A 25,992-nucleotide genomic window follows, 5' to 3' on the forward strand; every position below is an offset into this window, starting at 1 on the left:
GGCTCTGCCCGCGAAGCGGAGGCGCCAGAGGCCGAAAAGCAAGCAGACCGTACAGATTAGCGCCAGGAGACTTCCCATGCCGAGAGTCACGACAACTACTCGCGTGAGTTTTCGTCGCAATTATCGCCACGCATGAGAGAAGCATGTTTGGGACACGAGATGTCGCGACAGGAGAAACGCCCAAATGCGTAGAATTCGTCTTACCATAGACATTTTCCGGTTTGCAAAGAGGTAGCACCGGCTCCAGATAGGCTTTCACTGACAGGCTACAATATAAAATGGACATTAACCAATCGTGGGACAGCATGTGGCAAATACCAAAAAACTGCTAATGATCGCCTACCACTTTCCTCCCTTCCAAGGGAGCAGTGGCATCCAGAGAACCCTGAAATTCGCGACGTATCTTCACGAGCATGGCTGGGAACCACTGGTTCTCACTATTACGCCTAAAGCCTACGAATCGACCAGTGCGAATCAGCTCAAGGAAATCCCCGAGAACCTTGTTGTCGAACGTGCCCTTGGGCTAGACAGCGCTCGCCACCTCGCAATTCGCGGCCGCTATTTCCGCTGGATGGCACAGCCGGACCGCTGGCTCAGTTGGTGGCCAGGCGCGGTCTGGAGCGGGATGCGAATGATCCGCCGCCATAGACCGGCCGCAATATTTTCAACGTCGCCAATCGCCACGGCTCACATGATTGGACTAAGCCTCTGCAAGCGCAGCGGTCTACCCTGGGTCGCTGACTTTCGTGACTCAATGACCGAACCAGGCTACCCGCGCAATCCGAAGACATGGGAAATCCACCGCAAGCTTGAGCATGAAACAGTCCATCATTGCACACGGGCCGTGTTCACCACAGAACCGACTCGACAGATGTATTCTCAAAGATATAAGGACATTGCACCATCGCGATGGGCGGTCATCGAAAACGGCTTCGATGAAGAGAACTTTCGCGACGCCGAGTTTGACCTCCCCGCGGTTCCGCTTTCAAGGCCAGGGCAGATCACGCTTCTTCATAGTGGTATTCTATACCCCATAGAAAGAAACCCTCGCCCCTTCTTCGACGCTTTGGCAATGCTCAAGAATTCAGGCAGCATCAACGGCTCAAGGCTCCAGATTATTCTTCGGGCGACTGGCAACGACGACTTTTACCGGCCGCTAATTGCGGAACTGGGCATTGGTGATATCGTCCGACTGGAAGCAACGCTTAGTTATCGCGACGCCCTCCAGGAAATGCTGCGCGTTGATGGACTCCTGTTATTCCAGGCCGCCTCCTGCAACCATCAGATCCCGGCAAAGATCTATGAGTACTACCGTTCAGGGCGCCCTATCCTGGGCTTGGTTGATCCCGACGGCATTTCCGCAAAAATGTTATCGGATGCCAAGACACGCCATATCGCTAATATAGCCAGCGCAGATGATATAGCGAAAACAACTGTGTCGTTTCTCAAAGATCTGTCTGCCGGGCTTGAGCCCGGCATCTCCAAGCAGTTTGCCATGAAACATTCCAGGAAATCGCGAACCAAAGAACTTGCCTTGCTCCTGGATGAGTTGGTTGAATCATGAACACTGTTCCAGGTCCTTTCGTCCACCAAATCGCCAACACATGCGCCCGAAAGATCGCACGGAACCGACCCCGTAAGCTTTCGGCATATCGAAACGCCTCTACTTTTGGCTCGACCTCTTGTTATCGGGAGCTGCCGTGCCCACAATGCGTCGAATCGCAATTCGCTGCTGCCACCCTCCTAGACTGGCAACTGAGAGCTGCCCGTCTGGCCTTTGCCTTCTGCTCCGGTACGCCGGTGATCGAAAACCACCCTTCGCCCCGATTGGCCTAGAACCTCCATGAACTTAAAATCGCAAGTCGTCGTTGGCTTGAGCTGGGTTGCCGGCGCAAATTTCCTCGGGCAACTAGTCACCTGGGGCATTACAATTTTTGTAATGCGCATACTTAATCCCACTGACTACGGCTTGCTGGCAATGGCAAGCGTTTTTGTAGCATTCCTGGGCCTGATGGCGACAGCCGGTTTGGGACCAGCCATTGTGCAGGCAAGCAAGGTTGACGACACAATGCTTCGTCAGATTCTCGGCTTGATCATCCTCGTTAATCTTACGCTTTTCTGCCTGCTCTTCTTCGCGGCACCACTTATTGCCGGCTTTTTCGACGAAACCCGATTGACCGACATAATTCGCGTACTTTCTTTACAGTTTGTAATCTCGAGTTTCTCGCTAGTACCTGATTCTCTATTGGGACGAGAACTCAAGTTTAAAATACGCGCCTTGATTGATCTTTCAACACACGTTGCAGGTGGTACGCTAACATTAGCGCTGGCTCTTTCCGGATATGGGGTATGGTCCTTGGTTGCCGGCGCCATATTTTCCGCCATGTTGAAGGCTATAGGTGTTAATTTTGCAGTTCCTTCTCTCGGCTGGCCTAGTTTTTCGTTTCATGGCATCGGAAGGCTGATCAGCTTTGGAGGCAAGGTCACGCTCGGGAGAGTTCTGTGGTTTTTCTATATTCAGGCGGACATGTTCATTGCCGGCAAGCTGCTCGGCAAAGAGGCTCTCGGCTTCTACTCTGTGGCAATGCATCTTGCCTCTCTGCCGGTACAGAAAATTTCTGGCATCCTCAACCAGGTTGCTTTTCCGGCGTTTTCAAAGATCCAGAATGACCCTGAGATGATCAAGAGCCACGTTTTAAAAGCCGTACGAATCTTGAGTTTTTTCTCTTTTCCTGTTCTCTTGGGAATATCGAGCGTTGCACCAGAACTCGTCCACTTGCTGCTTGGATCAAAATGGGAGCCCGCAATTTTTCCTCTTCAGATTCTTCCGGCGATCATGCCCATTAGAATGATCAACAGTTTTCTTCCTTCCGCCGTGGATGCTGTTGGGCGCCCTGACATCTCAATGAAAAACCTGATCGGCGCGAGCATCATAATGCCCCTTGCTTTTATTATCGGCGCTCAGTGGGACGTGGAGGGTTTGTGCTTCGCGTGGTTAATAGGATTCCCTTTGGTTTTCTTAAGCAATCTATGGCGAGCGTTGCCCGCAATCAATATCACGATATTGGAACTCTTGAAGGCGATTTCCTGGCCTGCACTCGCCAGCATCATGATGTATGGCGGGGTAGCCTTGGTGAGATTTTGGCTACCTCCAGAGATCTCCAGTGTGTGGCGAATGATCTCCATGATATTGGTCGGGGCAATCGTGTACGGCGCGTTAGCGGCATCGACTAATCGTCACGGTTGCCAAGAGGTAATTGGGACGCTAAGGCGGTAGCAGCTTCTTCTGTCTGACGCTTAGGGAAGCGCTGATCAATTAGCCGCCGATGCGTTACCTAGCCGCTCGGCAGCGGTTTTTTTTTGAATCCCGTCGCGATTTTGGTCAAACTGCCAAAAATTTCGCGGTTTTCGACCTTTTTCGGCCCATTCCCGGGCCTTTCGTCCTACTCAGGACGCAACTTGGCTGTTGAGCGCCAATAGCTTTCGCTTCGCAATCATCAAATTGGCCAGAGCGAACAGCGTGTGCAGCTGAGCCGTGTTCTTTTCCAGCCCCTTGTAGCGCACCTTCTTGTAGTGGAAGAGGTTCTTCACGATGTGGAAAGGGTGCTCGACTTTGGATCGGATGCTGGCTTTCAGCGATTCCAGTTTGCGCAGCAACTGACCGAACCCGCTCTCTTCCGAGACGGCTTTGAGCTTGCCGCGCTTCATGGCAATCTCCCAGTTGACGTCCCGGTCCTTCAGTTCTTCCCGCTTGTCGGCGCCGACATAACCTGCATCCAGGAAGACGTCCTTCTCTTCTCCGTGCAGCAGATGCTCGGTTTGCGTGACGTCCGCCTCGTTCGCCGCCGTTCCGACGACGGTGTGCACCAGCCCGCTCTCGGCATCGACGCCAATGTGGGCCTTCATGCCGAAGTGCCACTGATTGCCTTTCTTGGTCTGGTGCATGTCCGGGTCACGGGCGTTGGCTTCGTTCTTGACCGACGGCGGGGCGGCGATGATCGTCGCGTCGGCGATGGTGCCTTCGCGCATCATGAGGCCCGCTGCGGACAGCCCGGCGTTGACCGCGTCGAACAGCTTCTTCGTCAAGTCATGTTGCTCCAGCAGGCGCCGGAACTGCAGCACGGTGGTCGCATCCGGTGCGGCCTCTCTGGACAGGTCGATTCCGACAAAGGCCCGTAGTGCTTGGCTGTCGGTAATGGCGTCTTCGACGCCTTCATCCGATAGACCATTCCACTGCTGTACGAAGTACACCCGCAGCATCCGCTCCAGTCCTATCGGCGGCCGGCCTCGCTTGCCCTTCGGGTAGTGCGGCTCGACCACCGCGAACAACTCCTCCCACGGCATGATCTGCTCCATCTCGGCAAGAAACACCTCGCGTCGCGTCCGTCGCTTCTTACGTTGAAACTCGGCCTGGGAAAAACTGATCTGCTTCATCGGGGGGTGGCTCGCGCAGGATTGATAGGTGAATTATACCATGGGTATATGTGGCGATTAAATCAGCGTTTCCTTAGGCGCCCAAGCGGATGTTGACACAAAAAGTAGAACTAAATCAGTGCAGGACGTAACAGGTGGGTATGGCGAGCTCGGCGAAGAGGGGGTTTGGGTCGTTTCGTGTGGAATGGGCAAAAGCCTGGCGAATGGCGAGGAGGGCAAATGGGTGAGCTTTCCTGCGATGAGGTAGGCCATGGCGATGAAGTTGTCGACGCGGCGATAGCCGCGAGCCCGAGCGCGCGCCTCCTGAAGCGCTCGATTCATCGCTTCGACTCGGCCGTTGTGCTTGCCTGCCTGGAAACCGTTGAGAACGCCAGGAAGATGGTTGGTGATCGTTCTGCCGAGGCGCTTGAAGTCATTTCGGGCACCGGCATGGCCATGGAATTATCCCCGGGCATACTTCTTGTGAAGGCGCGGACGTGATACGTTTCCGCCTGTGCCGGCAATGGTGCTGCGCAAGCTCACAACTTCAAGGATAGAGAGAGATGGCCAAGAGACAGTTTGAGGCGATAGTGCCGGCGGAGGCTGGCTGGGTAGTGATTCACGTCGACACTTCGGCGAAAGACGACATCAAAAAGTGGAGCATCACCGAGCACCTCAACGTGATTGGCTTCGGCGTGCGCGCGGACGACGGCTACCCTGTGCCAATCACCGCCATCGGTCCGACCACGCTGTGCAACATGGATGATGGCGGTGACAAGACGCACGACTGCTATACCGGGTTTTTCCTGCAAGCGCCGAACGGCTGGATTACCGGGGCCGTGCCGGAGACGAGATGGCCTGATCTCGACAGCTTCGTCAATCAGGCCGCCCACGTTTATATCGGCATGGGACGTATTGAGCATAGCGAACTCGTCGTCTGAAGCGCGCAAGGGCGGTCGCGCCGCGGCTCGCTTCGCGTAGTGGGTTGGTGCAGACAATCATCGCCCCGTCTGGAGGCGGTAGGCGGCTGCGCCTCCTCGCAATTACCGAGCAGGTGCATGATTGCGTGAAGGGGCCCGGGTGTGGCGACGGGGACCCGTCGCTCACGCCACCGCCGGCAACCTCAATACCACCCGCAAACCACCTAGCGGCGAGTCGGCCAGGCTCGGCTCACCGCCGTAGAGCTGCGCCAGATCGTCGACAATCGACAGGCCCAGCCCGGAACCCGGCACCTGCTGGTCGGCGCGCACACCACGGCGGAGCACGGCATTGCGGTCGGCGGCGGCGATTCCCTGGCCGTCGTCGTCGATAGTGATCAGCAGATCCTCGCCTTCGGCACGGGCGGCGACTTCGACGTGGCGGCTGGCCCACTTGCAGGCGTTGTCGAGCAGGTTGCCGAGCATTTCCTGCAGGTCCTGCTCTTCGCCGCGAAAGGCCAGACTCTCGGCGATCGGCTGCAGGAGCAGTTCGAGCTGCCGCTCGGCGTGAATCCGGCGCATCGTGCGCAGTAGCGCTTCGAGCGCTGGTCGCAGCGGCGTGCGCGCGCCGGGGACGCGCAGGGTCGCCGCGGCCTGCGCACGCGAGAGGTGGTAGTCGACCTGGCGCTTGGCGGCATCGACCTGGCCGACGACCAGGCGGGCGAGTTCATTGTCCTTCCCGTTGGCGGCGTTGGCGAGGACGCTCAGCGGCGTTTTGAGCGCATGCGCCAGGTTGCCCGCTTGCGTGCGCGCGCGTTCGATGACCTCGGAGTTTTGCGCCAGAACGGTATTGAACTCGTCGACCAACGGCGTGATCTCTGCCGGAAACTGGCCTTCAAGGCGTTGCGCATCGCCCTTGCGAACGCGGCCGAGTGCGGCGCGCAGGCTGCGCAGGGGCGCCAGTCCGACCATTACCTGCACCAACGCGGCGATCACCAGGCCGGCAGCGAGAATGCCTAGCGCCAGCGAGAGCTCGCCGTTGAATCTGCTTATCGGCTCAAGCATCAGGGTCTCGTCGGCGGCAATGATCAGCCGAAAAGCGCGGGCCGCAGGCTTGGCTCCGGCAGTTGTGCCGCTGCCCTCGTCGATGCGTACGACGCGTTCGACCATGCCCAGCCACCCGCCACCGGGACCGGCCACGCGGTGCTGATGAATCTCGCCGTCTGCCGGGGCATCGGGCGGCACGGCGAGCACGCTGTCCCAGAGCGAACGCGAACGCAGCAGGCCGGCGCGCGCCGCGCGTGCCTGGGCTGCGTCGCCCTCGGCTGCCAACGCGTCGACCTGCCAATAGAGCCCGCTGTACGGCAGGCTCAGGCGCGGGTCGCTCAAAGGCACCGACAGCGTCGCCTGCTCTTCGCCGTCGACCGCCAGATGGGCGGTCAACTGGTTGAGGTGGGTTTTCAGCTCGGCGTGGAACTGCGTCGCCACGTGTTCGCGAAACAGGCTGCTCAGGCCCCAGGCGGCGACCGCAATCGACGCGGCGATCCAGAACAGCGTTCCGGCCAGGAGGCGGATACGCAGCGAGCCGCGCGCGGCAAGCGGGAAGTGCGGGGCAGGCACGCTCATCCGCCCGCGGTCAGGCGATAGCCGAGGCCACGCACGGTTTCGATCAGCCCCGGCGGCAGTTTCTTGCGCAGACGACCGATGAAGACCTCGACGGTGTTCGAGTCACGATCGAAGTCCTGCGCGTAGATGTGCTCGATGAGGTCGCTGCGCGAGATCACCTGCTCGCGATGGTGCATCAGATAGGCGAGGACACGATATTCGTGGCTGGTCAGCGTCAAAGCCTGGCCATTGACGCTTGCCCGGCTGTTGCGCGTGTCGAGCGTCAGCGGACCGCAGAGCAGTTCGGCGCTGGCGTGGCCACCGGTGCGGCGAATCAGCGCACGCAGGCGGGCGAGCAGTTCTTCCATGTGGAAAGGCTTGCTCAGGTAGTCGTCGGCGCCGGCGTCGATGCCGGCGACCTTTTCGTGCCAGCCGTCGCGGGCGGTCAGGATCAGCACCGGCATGGCCCGGCCGGCGGCCCGCCACTTCTTGAGGACGCTGATACCGTCGAGCTGCGGCAGACCGAGGTCGAGAACGATAGCGTCGTAGGAAGCGCTGTCGCCAAGGTGATGGGCGTCGACGCCGTTGCTCGCGGTATCGACCGCGTAGCCAGCCGCGCGCAGCGCGTCGGCGAGTTGCTTCTGCAACAGGGCTTCGTCTTCGACGATCAGGATGCGCATCAGTGCTGCTCCCCGCGCGGCTCGCCAGCGTCCGCAGCACGGGGTTCATCGTCGCCGCCACGACGGCGCTCGCCCTGCCCGCGCTCCTCGCGCTCCTTGCGCCCCTTGACCCCGAGAATGCTGCCATCACGCGCGTCGACCTTGAGTTTAACCAGCGATCCGCCGCTGCGCAGCAGCTTGATCTCGTACTCCCAGCGGCCGTGCTCGCGCTCGAGCTCGACTTCGACGATCTGCCCCGGATAAGCGCACTCGACGCGTTCGAGGATCACCCGCAGCGGCAGCACCTCACCGGCTTCGAGCGCCTGACGCGCACGATCGTGGTCGCCGCCGTGACGGTCGCCGGCACTGCCGGCGCTGACGACGGTACTCGCCCACGCGAGGAGCAGCGCAGCAATGGCCAGTAAAGTATTTCTCAACTGATTCATCTCCATAGTTTAACGGGCACAGACGCTTTCCAGACCGCTGCGCGCGCCTTGTAGCGGCCTGGCCCGCCCGTTCTACCGCGTTGCAGCTGAACGCAGGATGAACGAGCGCTTCAGCATCGGTTCAGTCAGCGCCGGGCAAAGTAGCGCCATGTCAAACCGAAGCGAAAGGGCACACCCATGAAACACCACCCGCGCAAGCAACCAGGAATGCTGCTATTGACAGCGACGCTGGCGCTCCTGCTCAACACAACGGCGTTCGCCGCACCCCGCGACGAGCTGCTGGCCGGCTACGCCGCTGCGGCGAAAACCGCCGACCCGGCCTTCGCCGGTTTCTCGGCAACACGCGGCGAAGCCTTCCATCGCCAGTCATTCGCCGGCGGCAAAGCCGATACCCCGGCCTGCACCAGCTGCCATGCCAAGGACCCGCGCACATCGGGCCAGACGCCTGCCGGAAAAGCCATCGACCCGGTGGCCTTGTCGGCCAGCCCCGGCCGCTATGCCGACCCGGCAAAGGTCGAGAAATGGTTCAAGCGCAACTGCAACGAGGTGCTCGGCCGGCAGTGCACAGCGCAGGAAAAAGGCGACTGGCTGAGCTTCATGATCAGTCAGTAAGCCCGCGCAGGAAGCGATCCACAGCCACACGCAGGCAAGCACTGCCAAGGAGAATCTGATGAAGCCAATGAAGCCAATGAAGCCAATGAATGCAATAGCTCTGCCCTATCGCCCGATCGCGCTCGGCCTGCTCGCGATCGCCTTTTCGGCACTCGTTTTCCAACGCGCGCAGGCCGGTGGCAGCCATTACTTCCCGCCGGTTGGCGACCCGGTGGTCAAGGAGGAATGCGGCAGTTGCCACCTCGCCTTTCCGGCCTCGATGCTTCCCGCCAGTTCGTGGAAGCGAATGATGGGTGAGCTGACGAACCATTTCGGCGACGACGCCAGCGTCGATCCTGCCACAGCCAGGCACATCACCAACTATCTGGTGAGCAATGCCGGCGATACCGGCGGCCAACGCTACAGCGACAAACTACTGCGCGGGACGTCGACGAGCAAGGCGCCGCTGCGCATCACCGAACTCGACCGCTGGGTCAAGGAACACCGCGAAGTTCCCGCCTGGGAGTGGCAGCACAAGGAGGTGCGCAGCAAGGCCAACTGCCTGGCCTGCCACGCCGGTGCCGAACGCGGCTACTACGACGATTAAGCAGCGCAACTTCCACAACGCCAGAGGAACCGCTGCTTCACAAGACGTTCAGAAAGCGCCGCGCACCCTTGGCCCGCCCTCACCTGCGCCTCCCCACAGCCCACCAACCGGAGATTGCCCGCATGACACTGAAAAGAATCCTTCCTGCCCTGGCCATCGGCATAGCCCTCGGCGCCGCCAGCACATGGGTCACCCCTGCCTTCAGCGACGACAAGCGTGCGCCCGCCGCCGCTGGCCCTGCCGACCGGCAATGGCTGTCGATTCCGCAAATCGTCGACAAACTCGAAGCGGCCGGCTATCGGAACATCGAGAAGATCGAACGCGAGCACGGCAACTACGAAGTGCGCGCCACCAACCGCGATGGCAGGCGCAGCAAGCTCTACGTTCATCCGCAGACAGGGGAAGTCATCGACCATCGCCAGCGCGAGAGCGACGAAGGTGGCGAACGAAAAGGCGCCTCGGCCGACTGCAACGAACGGCGTTGCCGCGACGACCTGCCGCCGAGCGCCGTCGATGTGCCTCGGCCTGCCGGCAAATGAGCTCGAATTTCCATTCGCCGGGCGCCTCCCCCGGCGCCGGAGACTCCCCTGCCTGACCCACTGACGGAACGATGCGCTGACCATGAAAACCGCTCTCACCCTGATCATCACCCTCATCACCCTGGCCTGGGGCTGGGATGTACTCGTCGCCGGTACGCCCTCCGGCGGCGCAGCACTGTGGGTACTGCGCCAGGAGGCCCTCTATCTCAGCGGCCTGCTCTCGATCGCCCTGATGTCGGTGGCGATGTTTCTGGCCACCCGCCCGACATGGCTCGAAGCCCCACTGGGAGGCATGGACCGCGTCTATCGCACGCACAAGTGGGCGGCAATCCTGGCCTGCGTTTTCGCTGCCCTGCACTGGTTGATCGAAATGTCGAGTGACATCCTGAAGGCCATCATCGGCCGCGAAGGGCGAGTGCCCAAGGAAAACTTCGGCGGCTTTATCGAAGTGCTGCGCGATCTCGCCGAAGACCTCGGCGAATGGGCGATCTACGCACTCCTGGCGATGCTGGCCATCAGCCTGTGGCGACGGTTCCCGTACCGGGTGTGGCGGTTCCTGCACCGGGCAATGCCAGTGCTCTACCTGATGCTCGCCTTTCACGCGCTCCTGCTGGCGCCGACTGGCTACTGGACGCAGCCGGTCGGCGTACTCCTGGCGGTGCTCATCGCCGGCGGCGTCTACGGCAGCGTGCTCGCGCTGGGCGGACGCATCGGTCGCTCGCGCCAGGTGCGCGGAAGCGTCGTTGCGCTCGACCATCCGGCTGCCGATGTGCTCGCCGTGCGCTGCCGCCTGGACGCTGGCTGGCCGGGGCATCGGCCGGGGCAGTTCGCCTTCGTCAGTTTCGATGACAGCGAAGGTCAGCATCCCTTCACGATCGCCAGCGCCGACCGCGGCGACGGTGAAATCAGCTTCCAGATCAAGGCCCTCGGCGACTATACGCGACAGCTCGCGCGGCGCCTGGCCGTCGGCCAGCCGGTGCGCATAGAAGGGCCCTACGGACGCTTCGACATCGCCCGCCAACAGCTCGACGCGCAGCAGATCTGGATCGCCGGCGGCATCGGCGTCACTCCGTTCCTCGCCTGGCTGGAAGCGCAGCAAGCCAGGCCCGCCGACGCGCCCGCTGCCGATCTGCACTACTGCACGCGGGATCGCGACGGGGATCCTTTCGTCGCCCGCCTGCAAGCGCTGTCCGCGCAGCTTCCCGGTATCCGCCTGTACGTGCACTCTGCCAGGCAGGGTCAGCAACTCGGCGCTGAAGAGCTGGCCGCCGCACACGATCGCGCACGCCCGGCCGAGGTCTGGTTTTGTGGCCCGCAGGGGCTCGCCGACAGCCTGCGCAAAGACCTGCACGAGCTGTGGCAGGGTCGCCTGCGCTTCCATCAGGAGGCATTCGTTATGCGTTGAGCGGGTAATGCCGGCAGTGTGGAGCAAGCGAATGCCTCGCCATGAGCGCTTGCGTCGACGACGCTGCCCCTCGCCCGCCTGGCCGCGCCCGTCGGCAAGCCACCTTCCCTGCACCAAATCCCGCACCCGAACACGGCGGCCCGCCCCGAAGTTGTGCGCCGCATCATTTTCGCGGCCGACAACTTCGCGCCGGCCAGGAAAACCTCCTGAAAAATCAATGCACACGTCTTCTGGCACGCCACTTGCTTAAGCCCCTTCATCAAAACGCATCGAATGGAGTCGCGAAGATGAGCAAGAAGAAACTGGTGATGGTCGGCAATGGCATGGCGGGCGTTCGCACGCTCGAGGAGTTGCTGAAAATCGCCCCCGAGCAGTACGAGATCACCGTCTTCGGTGCCGAAGCACACCCGAACTACAACCGCATCCTGCTCTCGCCGGTGCTCGCCGGCGAGATGACCATCCAGGACATCATTCTCAACGATCACCAGTGGTATGCCGACAACGGCATCAAGCTGCATCTGGGCAAGGCGGTCAGCCGCATCGATCGCGTCAAGCGCCGGGTGATCGCCGACGATGGCACCGAAGAAAGTTATGATCGCCTGCTGCTGGCAACCGGCTCCAACCCCTTCATGCTGCCGATTCCCGGCAATGACCTGCCGGGGGTGATTTCCTACCGCGACATCGCCGACACCGACGCCATGATCGACGCCGCGAAACGCTACCAGCACGCGGTGGTCATCGGTGGCGGCCTGCTCGGCCTGGAAGCGGCCAACGGCCTGAAACTGCGCGGCATGGACGTGACCGTGGTGCATCTCGCCGACTGGCTGCTCGAACGCCAGCTCGACGAGACGGCCGGACGCATGCTGCAGAAGTCGCTCGAAGAGCGCGGCCTCAAGTTCCTGCTCGGCAAGCAGACGGAGGCCTTGATCGCCGGCGAAAGCGGCCGCGTCGCGGCTATCCGCCTCAAGGACGGCCTGCAGATTCCGGCCGATCTGGTGGTCATGGCGGTCGGTATCCGTCCGAACATCGCGCTCGCCGAGTCGGCCGGCATCTACTGCAATCGCGGCATCGTGGTCAATGACACCATGCAGACCTACGACCCGAAAGTGTACGCGGTCGGCGAGTGCGTGGCCCACCGCGGCATCGCCTACGGCCTGGTCGCGCCGCTCTTCGAGCAGGGCAAGGTGGCGGCCAATCACCTCGGCAACTATGGCATCAGCCGCTACACCGGCTCGGTGACCTCGACCAAGCTCAAAGTGACCGGCATCGACCTGTTCTCGGCCGGCGACTTCTTCGGCGGCAAGGACAGCGAGGAAATCATCCTCAACGATGCCGCCGGCGGGGTGTACAAGAAGCTGGTCATCCAGGACAACAAGCTGGTCGGCGGCGTGCTCTACGGCGACACGGCGGACGGGCCCTGGTACTACCAGCTGCTGCGCGACGGCCAGGACATCCACGAAATTCGCGACCACCTGCTCTTCGGCCAGTCGCACGTCGGCGACGTCGGCCATCAGGGGCACAGCAAGGCGGCGGCGATGGCTGACAGCGCCGAGGTCTGCGGCTGCAACGGTATCAGCAAGGGCACGATCGTCAAGGCGATCAAGGAAAACGGCCTGTTCACGCTCGACGACATCAAGAAGCACACCAAGGCGGCATCGTCCTGTGGCTCCTGCGCCGGTCTCTGCGAGCAGATTCTCTCGGCAACCATCGGCGGTGCCTACACGCCGGCGGCATCCAACCGCAAGCCGGTCTGTGGCTGCACCGAGTTCTCGCATCAGGAAGTGCGCGATGCGATTCGTCAGCAGCCGCTGCTGAGCATCGGCGAGACCATGCGCTTCCTCGAATGGACAACGCCCGATGGCTGCGACAAGTGCCGCCCGGCACTCAACTACTACCTGATCTCGACCTGGCCGAAGCAGGCCAAGGACGATCCGCGCTCACGGCTGATCAACGAACGCGCGCACGCCAACATCCAGAAGGACGGCACCTACTCGGTGGTACCGCGGATGTGGGGCGGGCTGACCACTGCCGCCGAGCTGCGGCGCATCGCCGACGTCGCCGACAAGTACAAGGTGCCGACGATCAAGGTCACCGGCGGCCAGCGCATCGACCTGCTGGGAATCAGGAAGGATGACCTGATCGGCGTCTGGAAAGACCTCGACATGCCTTCCGGACATGCCTACGGCAAGTCGATCCGCACCGTCAAGACCTGCGTCGGCGCCGAGCATTGCCGCTTTGGCACGCAGCTGGCGATGGACATGGGCGTCAAGCTCGAGAAGATGCTCTTCGACATGTATTCGCCGCACAAGGTCAAGCTCGCCGTTTCAGGCTGCCCGCGCAACTGCGCCGAAGCCGGCATCAAGGACGTCGGCGTGATCGGCGTTGATTCCGGCTACGAACTCTACGTCGGTGGCAATGGTGGCATCAAGACCGAAGTCGCGCAGTTCTTTGTCAAGGTCGGCAGCGACGAAGAGGTCATGGAATACTCCGGCGCCTTCCTGCAGCTCTACCGCGAGGAAGCCTTCTATCTCGAACGCACCTGTCATTACCTCGAACGCGTCGGCCTTGAGCACGCCAAGACTCGCGTCGTCGACGACGAGGAAAACCGCAAGGCGCTGTACGGCCGCCTGCTCGCCGAACTGAAGGACGCCAAGGACCCCTGGGCCGAGCGCATCGCCGGTGTCGAGAAGAACGAATACGAAACGCTTGCGGTATGAAGCCGAAAAACCTGGAGAACAGCAATGCCTGAATGGAAATCGATTTGCCACATTGACGACATCCCGCGACTCGGCAGTCGCGTCGTCAGGCCAAGGAACGGCGGCAGCGGCGCGAGCCCTGACAGCGACGAGGGCGCTGACATCGCCCTCTTCCGCACCTCAAGCGACGAAGTGTTTGCGCTACGCGACCGCTGCCCGCACAAGGGTGGTCCGCTGTCACAGGGCATGGTGCACGGCAATCAGGTGACCTGCCCCCTGCATGGCTGGAAGCTGCGTCTCGATTCCGGCGAGGCCGTCGCCCCCGACCAGGGTTGTGCCCGCCGTTACCCGATCCGCATCGAAAGCGGCACGGTTTTTCTTGAAATCTGAAAGCTGATACTTGCCCCTCCCTCCCCCTCCCTATGACGGACTACGACCATGGATAACTCGTTCTGGAAGGCCGGCCACCGGCCAACCCTCATCGCCTCGTTTCTCTACTTCGACATGGCCTTCATGGTCTGGGTGATGCTCGGCCCGCTGGGCGTGCAGATCGCCAGCGATCTCCACCTGACCCATGCCCAGAAGGGAATGATGGTCGCCACACCAGTGTTGGCCGGCGCGCTGCTGCGCATCGTCATGGGCCTGATGGTCGACCATCTGAAGCCGAAACTGGCCGGTGCCATTGGCCAGGTGACGGTGATGGTCTCGCTGTTTTTTGCCTGGTATTTCGGCGTCCATAGCTACGAGCAGACCCTGATCCTCGGTGTCTTCCTCGGCGTCGCCGGCGCCTCTTTCGCGGTCGCGCTGCCGCTGGCCTCGCGCTGGTATCCACCGGAGCATCAGGGAACGGCCCTGGGCATTGCCGGTGCCGGCAACTCGGGTACCGCGCTGGCAGCGCTGATCGCACCCAGCCTGGCAATCGCCTACGGCTGGACCAACGTCTTCGGCCTGGCGCTGATGCCGCTGCTGCTGGTCTTCATCTATTACATGATCGCCGCCAAGGATGCGCCGGAGTGCCCACCGCCAAAATCGCTGGCCGAGTACCTGAAAGTGCTCAAGGACAGCGACGCCTGGTGGTTCATGTTTTTCTACTCGGTGACTTTCGGCGGCTTCGTCGGCCTCGCTTCCTCACTGACCATTTACTTCAACATCCAGTACGGCCTCGACGCCAAGACTGCCGGCTTCTTCACCGCCGCCTGCGTCTTCGCTGGTTCGCTGGTCCGACCGATCGGCGGCAATGTCGCCGACCGCATCGGCGGCATCAAGAGCCTGTCGGTGATGTACGTCTTCGCGGCGATTTTCCTGGCCATCGTCAGTATTGGCCTGCCGGAAGCATGGATGGCACTGCTCGCCTTCGTCGGCGCGATGCTGGCACTGGGCATGGGCAACGGCGCAGTCTTCCAGTTGGTACCGCAGCGCTTCCGCAAGGAAATCGGCGTCATGACCGGGCTGGTCGGCATGGCCGGCGGCGTCGGTGGCTTCTACCTGGCTTCGTCGCTCGGCTTCGCCAAGCAGCTCACCGGCAGCTATCAGATCGGCTTCCTGATTTTCGCCGCGCTGGCATTGCTGGCTCTGGCCGGACTGAGCGCCGTCAAGAACCGCTGGCGCACCACCTGGGGCGCGGCGCACCTGACCGCGGCCAAGATCTGAACGGGCGTTTCCTTTGAACAACCGGGGCGGCAAGGTACATTGCGACCTTACGCCCCATTTTCGTTTGCGGAGACTGCATGCCGCTTAGAGTCGATATCGGTCACTCCTCGCTCACCGGACCGCGCGAGCGCAACGAGGACTTCTGCGGCATGGTCACGCCGCATGGCGCCGAGCTCGACAACAAGGGCCTGATCGCTGCCGTCGCGGACGGCGTCGGCGGCCACCAGGGTGGCCGCGAAGCCGCCGAGTACACCGTGCGCGGCCTGCTTTCCGACTACTACGCGACCCCCGATACCTGGAGCGTGCCGCACGCGCTTGAGAAGGTCGTCGTCGCACTCAACCGCTGGGTGATGGCCGAAGCGGGCCGGCAACCGGAGCTCACCGGCATGGCCACGACGCTGACCACCCTGGTCCTGCGCGGCCGCCGCTACATCAGCGCCCACGTCGGCGATTCCCGCCTTTACCTGCTGCGCGACGGAGTATGCACGCGCCTCACCAGCGACCATCTCTGGGAACATCCCGAACTCAAGAACGTGCTCTCGCGCGCGGTCGGCCTCGACCGCCACTTCCAGCTCGACTTTGCGGACGGCGAGCTGAAAGTCGGCGATTGTTTCCTGCTCTGCAGCGACGGCGTCTGGGCAGCCATCGGTGACGGTCGTATCCGCTCGGCACTGCTCGCCCATCCCGATGCGCAGCAGGCGGCAGCGTCGCTGACCAGCCTGGCGCTGGCTGCCGGCGGCCAGGACAACGCCAGCGCCGTCGTCGCCCGCATCGAAGAGCTGCCGGCAGAGAAGCTGCGCGACTCGCTCGAGGGAAGCGCGCGCCTGCCGCTGCCGCCACAGTTCAAGCCAGGCCAGGAAATCGACGGCTTGCAGATCAACGAAGTGCTGCACGACTCGCGCAGCACCCTGCTCTACCGCGTCACCGATCTCTGCTCAAGCCAGCAACTGGTACTCAAGACGCTGCGCCCGGAACGGGCCGACGACAGCGACGAGATTCGCGCGCTGATCATGGAAGAGTGGCGCGGCCGGCGCATCACCTCGCCGTTCTTCGCGCAACTGCTACCCGCCGAAGGCCGCAGCTGCCTCTACTACCTGCAGACCTGGCACGAAGGCGCGACCCTGCAGCGAATGCTCGATTCCGGTCTGCATTTCACCGTCGCCGACGCCGTCCAGCACGGCGTGCGCCTGATGAAAGGCCTCTCGGCGCTGCACCGCCTCGACGTCGCCCACCGCGACATCAAGCCCGACAACATCCACATCGGTCGCGACGGTCGCCTGCGCATCCTCGACCTCGGTGTCGCCCTCAGCCTCTCCGAGGACGATCAAGCGACCGGCAGCCCCGGCACTCCCAGCTACATGGCACCCGAACTGCTCGCCGGCGAGCGCGCCGGCCCGACCCACGACCTCTATGCGGCCGGCGTCACGCTCTACCACCTGCTGACCCGCAAATATCCCTACGGCGAAATCGAACCTTTCCAGCATCCGAAACTCGGCGAGCCGGTGGCGCCGACGCGCTACCGGCCCGATATTCCCGGCTGGCTGGAGAACCTGCTGCTCAAGGCGGTCGCCAAAGACCCCGGCCAACGCTTCGAGACTGCCGAAGAATTCCTGCTGGCACTCGAGCGCGGCGCCAACCGACCGCTCGACCGGCCACCCGCCACGCCACTGGCGATGCGCAACCCGCTGCTTACCTGGCGGATCGTCGCTGGTGTTTCGCTGCTGCTTAATCTGATCCTGTTGATGTTGCTGACGCGCTGACCTGTGCGCGCGCGGATATGCCGTTAACCGTAGCCGAGTCACTCCTGTTTGCTCATTTCCGCCAAGGTCCATTGCCGTTCGCGTTCGTCCCCTTGGAGCAGAGCCATTGCTCCCGCTGGATTCGTGACCGGATTTATCCACACAATGCCTCTCAGCCCCGCGATCCTCGCTGACTCTACCGCGAATAACGTCTTGACCTTGTCGTCCAGTGCTATGACTCGCTCGTCTGTGGCAATTGCCGCCTCGACCAAGAGCAGGTCCTTGATCATGGCGGACTTGTCATTCTTCGACGCAGGCCCATCCTTAATAGCCGCCCTTACTTCGGACATCTCTTGCGGGGAAATAACGATCACTTTTTTCCGGGCAACCATCGATCGTCGCCATTTTCTTGCAAAAGCAGACTCGTGCTTCTCCCACTCCAGCCGTATGGCCGGCGTCATTACGGCTCTGTGACATATTATCAACACCTTCTGAAGGAAATCACGCACGGCTGTTGCTGTCGGATGGACGGCCTCGATACCACCCGAGGCACGCGCAATGGACGCATCAATGACCAGGCGGCTTGTCCGACCCCCTTTCATAATTTGGCGTTCCGAAATAGTTTTTCCTCCGCTGCGGAAAGATACTCGTTGTCGGCATCCAGTTCGACTTCGTCGAAATCCTCTGGCCAGTCCCCAAATGCACCGGATTCATCAAGGTCAGAACTCACAATTGAAGTCTTTCCGGATTTGTCGCGTTGGAACCAGTGTAATTTCACCAACTCCTGGGGCAGTTCATCCTTCGCCACCAAGGTTTGAATGCCACGAAGAAGCAGCGCACTGTGGGTTTCTACAATAACGATCACCCCTCTTCTGGCGGCCTCCGACAGAACAGTGGCCAAAGCGCGTTGCGCACTCGGATGCAAGTGGATTTCGGGTTGCTCCACATAAACCAACTGCCCCGGTTCAGCCGCGAGCAAGGCAACCAGAACAGGCAAGGCTTGAGAAACGCCGAAACCGACATCGGCAATGCTTACTAGATCGTGCGCCCCTCCTCGCTGTCCGTGCGGCAAGCGTCCCACCTTCAATTCAACTTGCGTCTCATCCTTTTGCTCGGCCATGACCTTCCATGTCAGCCCGAGGTTTTCCAATTGCTTGTTCAAACGTGACATCCGACCGTCTCTGCTGGTCTGCCAATCTTGGATCACGCTGGCCACATAGTTTTCGAACGTCCCTGGGAACGAATCGCCAACCGCGGTCGTCTTGTAGTTGCGTTCCGGGTTTCCACGCAAGCCAGGAACATGTATCAGCTTTGCGACCAATGACGCAAGCCTTTCTCCACCGTGCAAAGATGGGAGTTTAAACTCACCGTGCGACGTCACCAGTGCGACTGCGAGAAAACATCGGTCACGAACAACCTTCGATTCTGCATTCTGAAATATTTTTTCGGGCAATCCGTAGTCAGACAGAATTTTCTGGATATCCCCTGGAAATTCATTTTCCAACGTCAGAACGATGTCGGATTGTTCATCCGAAATAGAGTTACTGAATATCTCCAGACCCCTGCGCGGAACCTGTCGAAAGCAGAGTCCAATTTTCTTCTTGCCGATCTCGAAGTCGATGGAAAATTCGTCAACGGCACCCAAACTCGAACTCGATATTTTTGACAACAACTGGGTTGCGGAAGTCAGGCGTACATTTGGCCCACCCAGCAGGAGACTACCAGAATCGTAGGGGGAATCTATAGTCTGCTTGAGGAGCAATATGGGCTGCATGATGCTGGACTTTCCACCGCTATTGGCGCCAGCCAGAACCGTTAATGGGCGAATCTCCATGCGCTGCCTGTCGGTCAGCGATTTGTAGCCAACAACCGAAATTGCGGTCAGCGTCTCTTTTTGCGCCTTATTGACACCCCGCCGGCCCGACTTACTTGGCGAAACAGTTCCTTTTACGGTCATTTCTTAACTCCTGAAAGTATTCAGCGTCCCGGCCGGCGTCAGTGCACCCTCGCCGAGTGCATCTGTTGCTGCACGTACTGGAAGATTACCTCGGCACGCAGCTCGATGTCGTCGCTCGTAAAATCGTCCGGCATGCCGGCGAGCAGCCGGTCAATGATCGCCGCCTTCATCTGCGCCTGCGCCGAGGCGCGGTCGCGCAAGTTGCCCATTTCACGGCGCCGTTGCTCGACAGTAGCAAGCAGTTCGCTGGCCAACTGCTTGATGCGCTTGATGTCGCTGCTTTTGAGACTCGCCTTGTCCTTGCACAGCAGGTCATACACGGCCAGCTCGCGCTCGCTCTCAAAGCCTTCATGCACATAGCGTCGCTCCTCCACATCAAGCGAATCGTGGACCCTCAGCAAGTCTGCGAAGACCCGCTCGATTTGGGCGGCATCCTTGTCGCGGTTGAATGCGTCGATGATCTCCCGATAGCGTCGGTAGAGGTCAATACGGGTCGGGTTCCGGGCGAGCATCTGCTCAAGCCGCGCCTGAATCCTCTCCTGCAGCGTCAGGACGGTGGTGTTCTTGTAGGGCGACCTGGCGAACTCCGCGCGCAGGCGTTCAAAGTCGATACCCGACAGGTCGTACTGCTTGTTCGGCGGCTGCTTGAACCCGTCCCGCGGGGCAAGCTCCAGCGCGCTGTCGATCAAGCCGCGAATCTCCTGCATGATCGCGGTGATGTCAGCAGCGGATTTCGATTTCTGCAGGAGATTGTAGATTGCCGAAATGGCTCTCTCTTGGGGCTCGTATTTGAACAAGCCCGGGTTCGGAAACAAGCCGCGAAAGCGGTCGGCCACGTCCTCGGCCAGGACCTGGAAGGTCTTCTTGTTCTCGGCTGAACGGCAAACGGCGTTCTGCGCATCCAGCAAGGCCTGCCAGCTTTCCTCGCCCTTTTCGGCTCCGATCAATAAGCTCAGGTCAAAGCCGACGCTCGCGAGATACGCCTCTACCCTGCCGATGGCTGTTGCGTATTCGGCCAAGGCCTGCTCTTCATCCAGCAGCGGATCGGCAGCGGCATCCTGGTCAGCTTGCGCGAAAGTCGCCAGGGCCTTGCGCAAGCTCTTGAGCATGCCGTTGTAGTCGATGATCAGGCCGTTCTTCTTGTGTGGCGTCACGCGGTTGACGCGCGCAATGGCCTGCATCAGCGTGTGCCCCTTCATCGGTTTGTCCAGATACAGCGTGGCCAGCGATTTGACGTCGAAGCCGGTAAGCCACATGGCGCAGACCACGGCCACGCGGAACGGGTGGCGGGCGTCCTTGAAGCACTCGTCGACCTCCCTGCCGCCGATGCCTTTGGCGATCACCTCGCGATACGGACGAACGTCGATGCCCTCGGCGGCGAAGTCTTTGACCTCGTTCTGCTCACCACTAAACACGGCGTGAATCTGCGTTTCGGCCATCCACGTCAGCTGCTGACGCAAGCGCTCGACGTAGGCTGTCTCCGGCTTGCCGACCCTGGCAAAGAGCGCCTCCTCTTCCTGCAGTTTGCCGCGCAGCGCCTGCAACTTCTCCTGCCACCGGAGCTTGACGCGCTCAGTCATGCGGACGCAGGTGATCTTGTCGATACACACCAGCAGCGCCTTGGCATTGCCGCCATACCTGGGGGCATGACCAGGCGGAGTCGGCGGCTCCAGCAGACGCCAGCGTTGGTGGTAATGCTCGACGAAGTCTGTCGCCACGTCGTTCAAGTGCGTCTCGGAGGTGAATACGGGATACTCGCGCGCCAGTTCCCGGTAGAGCTTTTCCTCCTGCTTCTCGCTCAGTTCGCCGTCCGCGCGTGCGGCATCGATGCGTTCCGCGATGCGCTGGTTCAAGCTGGCGTCCACCAGGCGCAGCTTCTCGCCGCGGTTCTCGTAGTACAGCGGCAAGGTCGCGCCATCGGCCACCGCGCGCTGGAAATCATAAACCGACACATAGGGACCGAACACCTGCTCGGTGACGCTGCGCTCCGGACCGTCGATCAGCGGCGTGCCGGTGAAGCCGATGAAGCGGGCGCCGGCCAGTGCCATGCGCATGTTCAGCGCCAGGCGTCCGTACTGCGTGCGATGCGCCTCGTCGGAGACGACGATGATGTCGCTGCGCTGGTTCCACGGGCTCGTCACCGGCTTGCGGAACTTGTGGATCAGGCTGAACACATAGCGGCGGTTCTCGTCGCGCAGCAGGCGTTCGAGTCCCTCGGCGCCCATCGCCTTGTCGCCCTTGTTGGTCGACACCCCGCAGCCGACGAAAGTACGGTAGAGCTGCTCGTCGAGTTCCTTGCGGTCGGTGAGCAAAACGAAGGTGTAGCCGGCCGAAACCTTGCGGTGCACTTTCTGGCAGAAGAAGACCATCGAATAGCTCTTGCCGCTGCCCTGGGTGTGCCAGAAGACGCCCAGCTTGCCGGCGAGCACGTCGCTATCGCCCGCCTGCAGCCGGGCAATCGCCTTGTTCACGCCAATGTACTGGTGATTGCGCGCCACGACTTTCAGCGTGCGCTCCTCGCTGCTGTCGAAAAGCGTGAAGTTCTCGACGATGTCGAGCAGCGCGCCCTGGCTGCAGGTGCCGCGCAGCAGAACGGGCAGGATCGGCGTCAGCGGCGCTTCGTCATGCTGCGGCGCCGTGTCCGGATCATCCTCGTTGAGCCGTTTCCAGCGGCAGAAGTGGTCCCAGCTGCTGCTGAGCGACCCGAAGCGCGCGTCGAGGCCGTTCGAGACGATCACCAGCGCGTTGTAGTGGAAGAGCAGCGGAATGGTGTCCCGGTAGTCGCTATAGTTGTCGTCGAAGGCCGCCTGCAGGCCCTTGTCGTGGCGCTTCAGCTCGATGAACACCAGCGGCAGACCATTGACAAAACCGACCAGATCGCAGCGCCGCCGGAACGGGCCGCTGTGCACCCACAGCTCGCGCACCACCAGGAAGTCGTTGAGCTCCGGCGCCGCGAAGTCGATCACCCGAACATGCGCGTCTTCGGCGGCATTGCCCGTCGGCGACTTCAGCGTGACGCCATCGCGGATCATTCGCCACTTGGCTTCGTTGTGCTGCAGCAGGGTCTTGGTCGGATCGGCGTCGAGCAGGCGTTCGCGGGCGACAGCGAGCTGGTCACGCCCCTGGCGCGTCGCCGCCAGCCTCGGGTTCAGCTTCGCCAGCGCCTTGTCCAGCTCGCGCAAGAGCACGACTTCGGTCGCGTCCTTGCGCCCGAGCAGCGAATCGGCACCGAAAGTTTCCGCGTTGAAGGCATAGACCGAGCGCCAGCCCAGGTTCTCGGCAAACAGCCGGGCGGCGGGTTCCTGAACGTTGTTGTCTTCGGAGTAGTCGGCGCGGGGCATGGGGGGCTCTCTGTCTGGGGTGTCAGACCCGGATGGCGCCGGACATCAGTTTGGGTAGCAGTTCGTCGCGCGCGGTAGCGGTTTTCTTGTTGGTCTCTTGCAGGACATGGATTTGCTCGAAGATTGGAGCTACGACCTTCTCAAACCTATACAGGGCCCCCTTGCTCGGGCAAGTGACCGACAGCCGGTAAGCATGGCTTCGATTCAGACCTGGAACTGCCGAATCGCTGCTGATGAAGTCCATCGTTTCCAGTAACAAATACAGGAAATAACTGACTTCATTACCACGGACAAAGTAAACGGTATCGATCGGGAAACACGGGCCGTGCGAATAGTAGACGCTGCCAACATTACCCTTGCGCCCAACGATGATGGCCGGGCCATCGACAAGCGCTCTGTTGTGTTCTCCGACGACACCGCTCGACCCATACACCAGCACGTGGCCAGCAATCCGATTCGCATCCTTGAGTGCCTTTCCATAGTGCAGCGTGGCCAGGTCGCCGAGGGAGCACCTTTTCCAGCCATGGGGAACATCTGCCGACGACGACATGTTGGAACAACCGGGAAATCGAAGGTTTACGAACCACTCGCGGTACAGCAGCCGCGCCGATTCTTCGAGCAAAGCGATGCGGCGGCGATTCGTTTCGATCAGATCATCATAGGCGGATAACATATCGCCGATTGCTGTTTGTGTTTCGACCGGTGGGCAAGGAATACCAAAACGAAGCAACTTGTCCTGGCTCAGGTTGTCTTGTGTTGCGCCTTGGGAAACCATGCGCATCCGCTCTTGGACCATGTCGAAGCAGTACTTGACGAAGCGGACATCGCACTTGCGCTCGTCTCCTACGAAGCCGATTATGCTGTCCGGGAAGCATGCCGGATAGCTCAACAATGCTGTATCGCCAATATTGGCAGCTATGGTTATGCATAGCGTATTCTCAGGCCAGAGGCGGCTCTGCGCCAACCCAGCCTCGCCGTAAGTTTGAGAATGTGTAGTGATCCGAAGCCCTGCGGCCTTCACGTCTCCCGTCTGGATAAACGGATGTACCCCACCGTAGAGTACCGGGTCATTGCGGGGCCGGTGCCGCGACCTACCCCGCGACACGTAGCCAAGTTGATCCAGCGGGACCTCAGACCACATCGCACACCTCGGAAAAGGTACGCTGAATTCGGTCGGCCAGATCCTTGGCCGTCTCGTTCAGCTCCGCCAGCTCGCCATGGATCTCCTTCATCCGCGCAAGAAACGCCGCACCGTCATCATCCTCCGCGGCGCCCACCGCAACTCCGACATACCGCCCCGGCGTCAGCGACCAGTCGTTGGCGGCAATTTCCGCCTGCGTCACCGCCTTGCACAAACCCGGCACGTCGTCGTACCAGCCGTTCGGAAAGCGGCCGAGCAGCCAATGCCCGTGGGCGATGAAGTAGCTGGCGCGTTTGCAGGCCTCCACGGCGAGATCGCGCACGCTGGGTTTCTCGCGTTTCTTGGCGTCGCGTGGCAGCAAGGATTTCCTCGCTTCGCGCGCTGTTTCGCCGGCGAAACGCGGCCACTGGCGGGCACGTAGCTGCTTCTCGGCGCTCTCCAGCAACTTGAGCCAGGCCTTGTGGCGGGCTTCGAGGGCGGCGAGCGCCGCTTTCACTTGCGGATTGACGGCTTCGAGCCTGGCTTGCAGCGCCTTGCGGGTGGCGAAGCTGCTGTCCGGCGGACAACTCTGGATGTCGGGCAGCAGCGTGTCGGCGGCATCGAGTGCCGCCTGCAATGCGGCCTGCCAGGCGTCGGCCTGGGCTTCGAGCGCCGCCAGCTCGTCGCGGAAGCCTGCCAGCAAGTCGTCAGTCAAGCAGTGTTCGTCGCCCAGTTTTTCGCGCACCGCCGCGACCGCCGCGGCATCGGCTGTCACCTTCGCGAAATCAGCCAGCGCGACGGCCAGAGCGCTGACTTGGCCGCTGTCCGCTGCAAAACGCTCTCGCATCGTCGATAGCCAGTCGCCGACTTCCCGCTGATAGCGCCCCAGCAGCTCGACGAACTTCTCGTTCTCGCCACGGTAGAGCCAGGTGATAGCGCTCAGGTTGGCCAGTTGCTCGTCGGTGAATACATGCGAACGCGCCGAGACCACGGTGTAGACGTTGCGTGCGTCGATCATCAGCACGCTGTCGAGCAGGTCGGCGGGCTTGCCGCGGTCGAAGAACCACAAGGTGCATGGCAGGCTGCGGGTGTAGAAGAACTTGCTGCCGATCGAGATCATCACGTCGACGTGGCCGGATTCGACGAGTTTCTGGCGAATCTCCCTGTCCTTGTTGCCGGCGTCGGAAGCGCTCGACGCCATGACGAAGCCGGCACGGCCGCTGGCATTGAGGTAGCTGTAGAAATACTGAATCCAGAGGCTGTTGGCGTTGGAGATGGTCTCGCCCGCTTCCTTTTTTCGGCTCTTGGTGGTCGTCCCCGGCAGGCCGAAAGGCAGGCGGCCGGTCTGCTGCTCACCGACCTGGCTCTTGATCCTCGCCACCTGCACGCCGTCGACGTTGAACGGCGGATTGGCCATGACGAAGTCGCACTTGCCGAGCAACTGGTGATGGTCTTCGTAGAAAGTGTTGCCGATGCGGATATTGCCTTCCAGCCCGTGCACCGCGAGGTTCATGCGCGCCAGCTTGCTGTTGAGGTCCGCTTTCTCTTGCCCGTAGAAGGTGATATCGACCTCCTGCATGCTGCGGTGACGCGCATCCTCGATGAAGTGGCCGGTCTGCACGAACATTCCCGCCGAACCGCAGGCCGGGTCGAGAACCGTGCCGTGGTCGGGTTCGATGACGTTCACGATCATGCGCACCAGGCTGGGCGGCGTGAAGAACTCGCCGCCTTCCTGCGCACCACTCTGCGCGAACTGGTTCAGGAAGTACTCGTAGATGCGGCCAAACACATCGCCCCTGGCGCTGGCCAGCAGGGGGCTGTTGAAAATCTTGAGCAGTTCGGCCAGCAGATCGCGTTCGAGTCCGAGGTAATCCTTGGGCAGCGCGCCGGCCAGCAGCTTGTTGCCGTTCTGGTCGGTGACCGAGTCCTCGATGGCCATCATTGCGTCGCGAAGCGCCTCACCGACGTTGGTACTGGCAGGCAGCGCAGCGAGGTAGTCGTAGCGCGCCGTCTCGGGCAGGTAGATCGCCGCCTTGCCTTGAAAACCCAGTCGGACGCGCTCTTCACGCAGGGCCCCGCTGGCGCGGGCGGGAATGCCCTGCTCGACCGTCGGCAGCAGCGCGTTGAAGCGCGTCGTTGCATGGCGCAGAAAGATCAACCCGAGCACGGGCATGGCGTATTCGCTGGCCGTCAGCCGGGAGTTGGCGCGCAGCTGGTCGGCCGCCTCCCACAGATCGTCCTCGAGCTGCTTGAGTTCCTCGTAGTCTTGCACTGGCTTTTTGTCTATCCCGGAAGCTTGTCGCCATG

At 61.4% G+C, this 25,992-nt stretch carries 21 protein-coding genes; 11 read left to right on the forward strand and 10 right to left on the reverse strand.

Annotated features, from left to right (window positions below):
• Window positions 1-307 precede the first annotated feature (307 nt).
• Window positions 308-1,564 carry a glycosyltransferase gene (locus QZ648_RS08725; protein WP_291996760.1) on the forward strand — a complete coding sequence of 419 codons (1,257 nt, stop codon included), beginning with the start codon at window positions 308-310 and terminating at the stop codon, window positions 1,562-1,564.
• A 279-nt stretch (window positions 1,565-1,843) separates the two neighbouring features.
• Window positions 1,844-3,277, forward strand: coding sequence for a lipopolysaccharide biosynthesis protein (locus tag QZ648_RS08730; RefSeq protein WP_291996761.1), 1,434 nt, complete (start codon window positions 1,844-1,846; stop codon window positions 3,275-3,277).
• A gap of 170 nt (window positions 3,278-3,447) precedes the next feature.
• Here QZ648_RS08730 and QZ648_RS08735 read toward each other — a convergent pair whose 3' ends face one another.
• On the reverse strand, window positions 3,448-4,434 hold the full coding sequence (locus QZ648_RS08735; protein WP_291996762.1) for an IS5 family transposase: 987 nt from the start codon (window positions 4,432-4,434) through the stop codon (window positions 3,448-3,450).
• Between the two features lie 57 nt (window positions 4,435-4,491).
• On the reverse strand, window positions 4,492-4,824 hold the full coding sequence (locus QZ648_RS08740) for a transposase (RefSeq protein WP_291996860.1): 333 nt from the start codon (window positions 4,822-4,824) through the stop codon (window positions 4,492-4,494).
• Window positions 4,825-4,976: 152 nt separating this feature from the next.
• On the opposite strand from QZ648_RS08740, the gene QZ648_RS08745 reads away from it, so the two are divergent.
• The gene (locus QZ648_RS08745; protein ID WP_291996763.1) at window positions 4,977-5,354 is read left to right on the forward strand and encodes a hypothetical protein; all 378 of its coding nucleotides are present in this window, start codon (window positions 4,977-4,979) and stop codon (window positions 5,352-5,354) included.
• Window positions 5,355-5,516: 162 nt separating this feature from the next.
• Here QZ648_RS08745 and QZ648_RS08750 read toward each other — a convergent pair whose 3' ends face one another.
• From QZ648_RS08750 to QZ648_RS08760, 3 genes are read right to left on the reverse strand one after another with little or no spacing between them, the layout of a single operon-like run.
• Window positions 5,517-6,950, reverse strand: a complete 1,434-nt coding sequence (locus QZ648_RS08750; protein ID WP_291996764.1) for a sensor histidine kinase — start codon at window positions 6,948-6,950, stop codon at window positions 5,517-5,519.
• 2 nt (window positions 6,951-6,952) lie between these two features.
• Complete coding sequence (locus QZ648_RS08755; RefSeq protein ID WP_291996765.1) at window positions 6,953-7,615, reverse strand: response regulator transcription factor; 663 nt, start codon at window positions 7,613-7,615, stop codon at window positions 6,953-6,955.
• Window positions 7,615-8,031: a PepSY domain-containing protein gene (locus QZ648_RS08760; protein WP_366144109.1), complete on the reverse strand. Its 417-nt coding sequence runs from the start codon at window positions 8,029-8,031 to the stop codon at window positions 7,615-7,617. Before QZ648_RS08760 ends, QZ648_RS08755 begins: the two co-directional genes overlap by 1 nt.
• A gap of 216 nt (window positions 8,032-8,247) precedes the next feature.
• Here QZ648_RS08760 and QZ648_RS08765 point away from each other — a divergent pair, with 216 nt between their 5' ends.
• The 8 genes from QZ648_RS08765 (at window position 8,248) to QZ648_RS08800 (ending at window position 17,288) form a co-directional block, all read left to right on the forward strand.
• Complete coding sequence (locus tag QZ648_RS08765; protein ID WP_291996767.1) at window positions 8,248-8,652, forward strand: DUF1924 domain-containing protein; 405 nt, start codon at window positions 8,248-8,250, stop codon at window positions 8,650-8,652.
• Window positions 8,653-8,710: 58 nt separating this feature from the next.
• Complete coding sequence (locus QZ648_RS08770) at window positions 8,711-9,238, forward strand: diheme cytochrome c (RefSeq protein ID WP_291996768.1); 528 nt, start codon at window positions 8,711-8,713, stop codon at window positions 9,236-9,238.
• A 122-nt stretch (window positions 9,239-9,360) separates the two neighbouring features.
• Window positions 9,361-9,777, forward strand: coding sequence for a PepSY domain-containing protein (locus tag QZ648_RS08775; protein ID WP_169067298.1), 417 nt, complete (start codon window positions 9,361-9,363; stop codon window positions 9,775-9,777).
• Between the two features lie 82 nt (window positions 9,778-9,859).
• On the forward strand, window positions 9,860-11,182 hold the full coding sequence (locus QZ648_RS08780) for a ferric reductase-like transmembrane domain-containing protein (protein WP_291996769.1): 1,323 nt from the start codon (window positions 9,860-9,862) through the stop codon (window positions 11,180-11,182).
• Between the two features lie 287 nt (window positions 11,183-11,469).
• On the forward strand, window positions 11,470-13,899 hold the full coding sequence (nirB, locus tag QZ648_RS08785; RefSeq protein WP_291996770.1) for a nitrite reductase large subunit NirB: 2,430 nt from the start codon (window positions 11,470-11,472) through the stop codon (window positions 13,897-13,899).
• Window positions 13,900-13,923: 24 nt separating this feature from the next.
• On the forward strand, window positions 13,924-14,268 hold the full coding sequence (gene nirD / locus QZ648_RS08790; RefSeq protein ID WP_169067296.1) for a nitrite reductase small subunit NirD: 345 nt from the start codon (window positions 13,924-13,926) through the stop codon (window positions 14,266-14,268).
• Window positions 14,269-14,316: 48 nt separating this feature from the next.
• Window positions 14,317-15,528 carry a nitrate/nitrite transporter gene (locus QZ648_RS08795; protein WP_291996771.1) on the forward strand — a complete coding sequence of 404 codons (1,212 nt, stop codon included), beginning with the start codon at window positions 14,317-14,319 and terminating at the stop codon, window positions 15,526-15,528.
• Between the two features lie 77 nt (window positions 15,529-15,605).
• Window positions 15,606-17,288 carry a bifunctional protein-serine/threonine kinase/phosphatase gene (locus tag QZ648_RS08800; RefSeq protein ID WP_291996772.1) on the forward strand — a complete coding sequence of 561 codons (1,683 nt, stop codon included), beginning with the start codon at window positions 15,606-15,608 and terminating at the stop codon, window positions 17,286-17,288.
• Window positions 17,289-17,326: 38 nt separating this feature from the next.
• Here the strand turns inward: QZ648_RS08800 and QZ648_RS08805 are convergent, their stop codons facing one another.
• From QZ648_RS08805 to QZ648_RS08825, 5 genes are all read right to left on the reverse strand, one after another.
• Complete coding sequence (locus tag QZ648_RS08805; protein ID WP_291996773.1) at window positions 17,327-17,728, reverse strand: hypothetical protein; 402 nt, start codon at window positions 17,726-17,728, stop codon at window positions 17,327-17,329.
• Window positions 17,729-17,865: 137 nt separating this feature from the next.
• Window positions 17,866-19,224, reverse strand: coding sequence for an AAA family ATPase (locus QZ648_RS08810; protein WP_291996774.1), 1,359 nt, complete (start codon window positions 19,222-19,224; stop codon window positions 17,866-17,868).
• Between the two features lie 38 nt (window positions 19,225-19,262).
• Entirely contained in the window at window positions 19,263-22,565 is a 3,303-nt protein-coding gene (locus tag QZ648_RS08815; protein ID WP_291996775.1) for an HsdR family type I site-specific deoxyribonuclease, read from the reverse strand.
• Window positions 22,566-22,587: 22 nt separating this feature from the next.
• Window positions 22,588-23,706, reverse strand: a complete 1,119-nt coding sequence (locus QZ648_RS08820; protein WP_291996776.1) for a restriction endonuclease subunit S — start codon at window positions 23,704-23,706, stop codon at window positions 22,588-22,590.
• Window positions 23,696-25,957, reverse strand: a complete 2,262-nt coding sequence (locus QZ648_RS08825; protein WP_291996777.1) for an N-6 DNA methylase — start codon at window positions 25,955-25,957, stop codon at window positions 23,696-23,698. Before QZ648_RS08825 ends, QZ648_RS08820 begins: the two co-directional genes overlap by 11 nt.
• Between the last annotated feature and the right edge of the window lie 35 nt (window positions 25,958-25,992).

The organism is Candidatus Accumulibacter sp. ACC012, from assembly GCF_907163155.1.
Taxonomy (GTDB): Bacteria; Pseudomonadota; Gammaproteobacteria; order Burkholderiales; family Rhodocyclaceae; genus Accumulibacter; species Accumulibacter delftensis.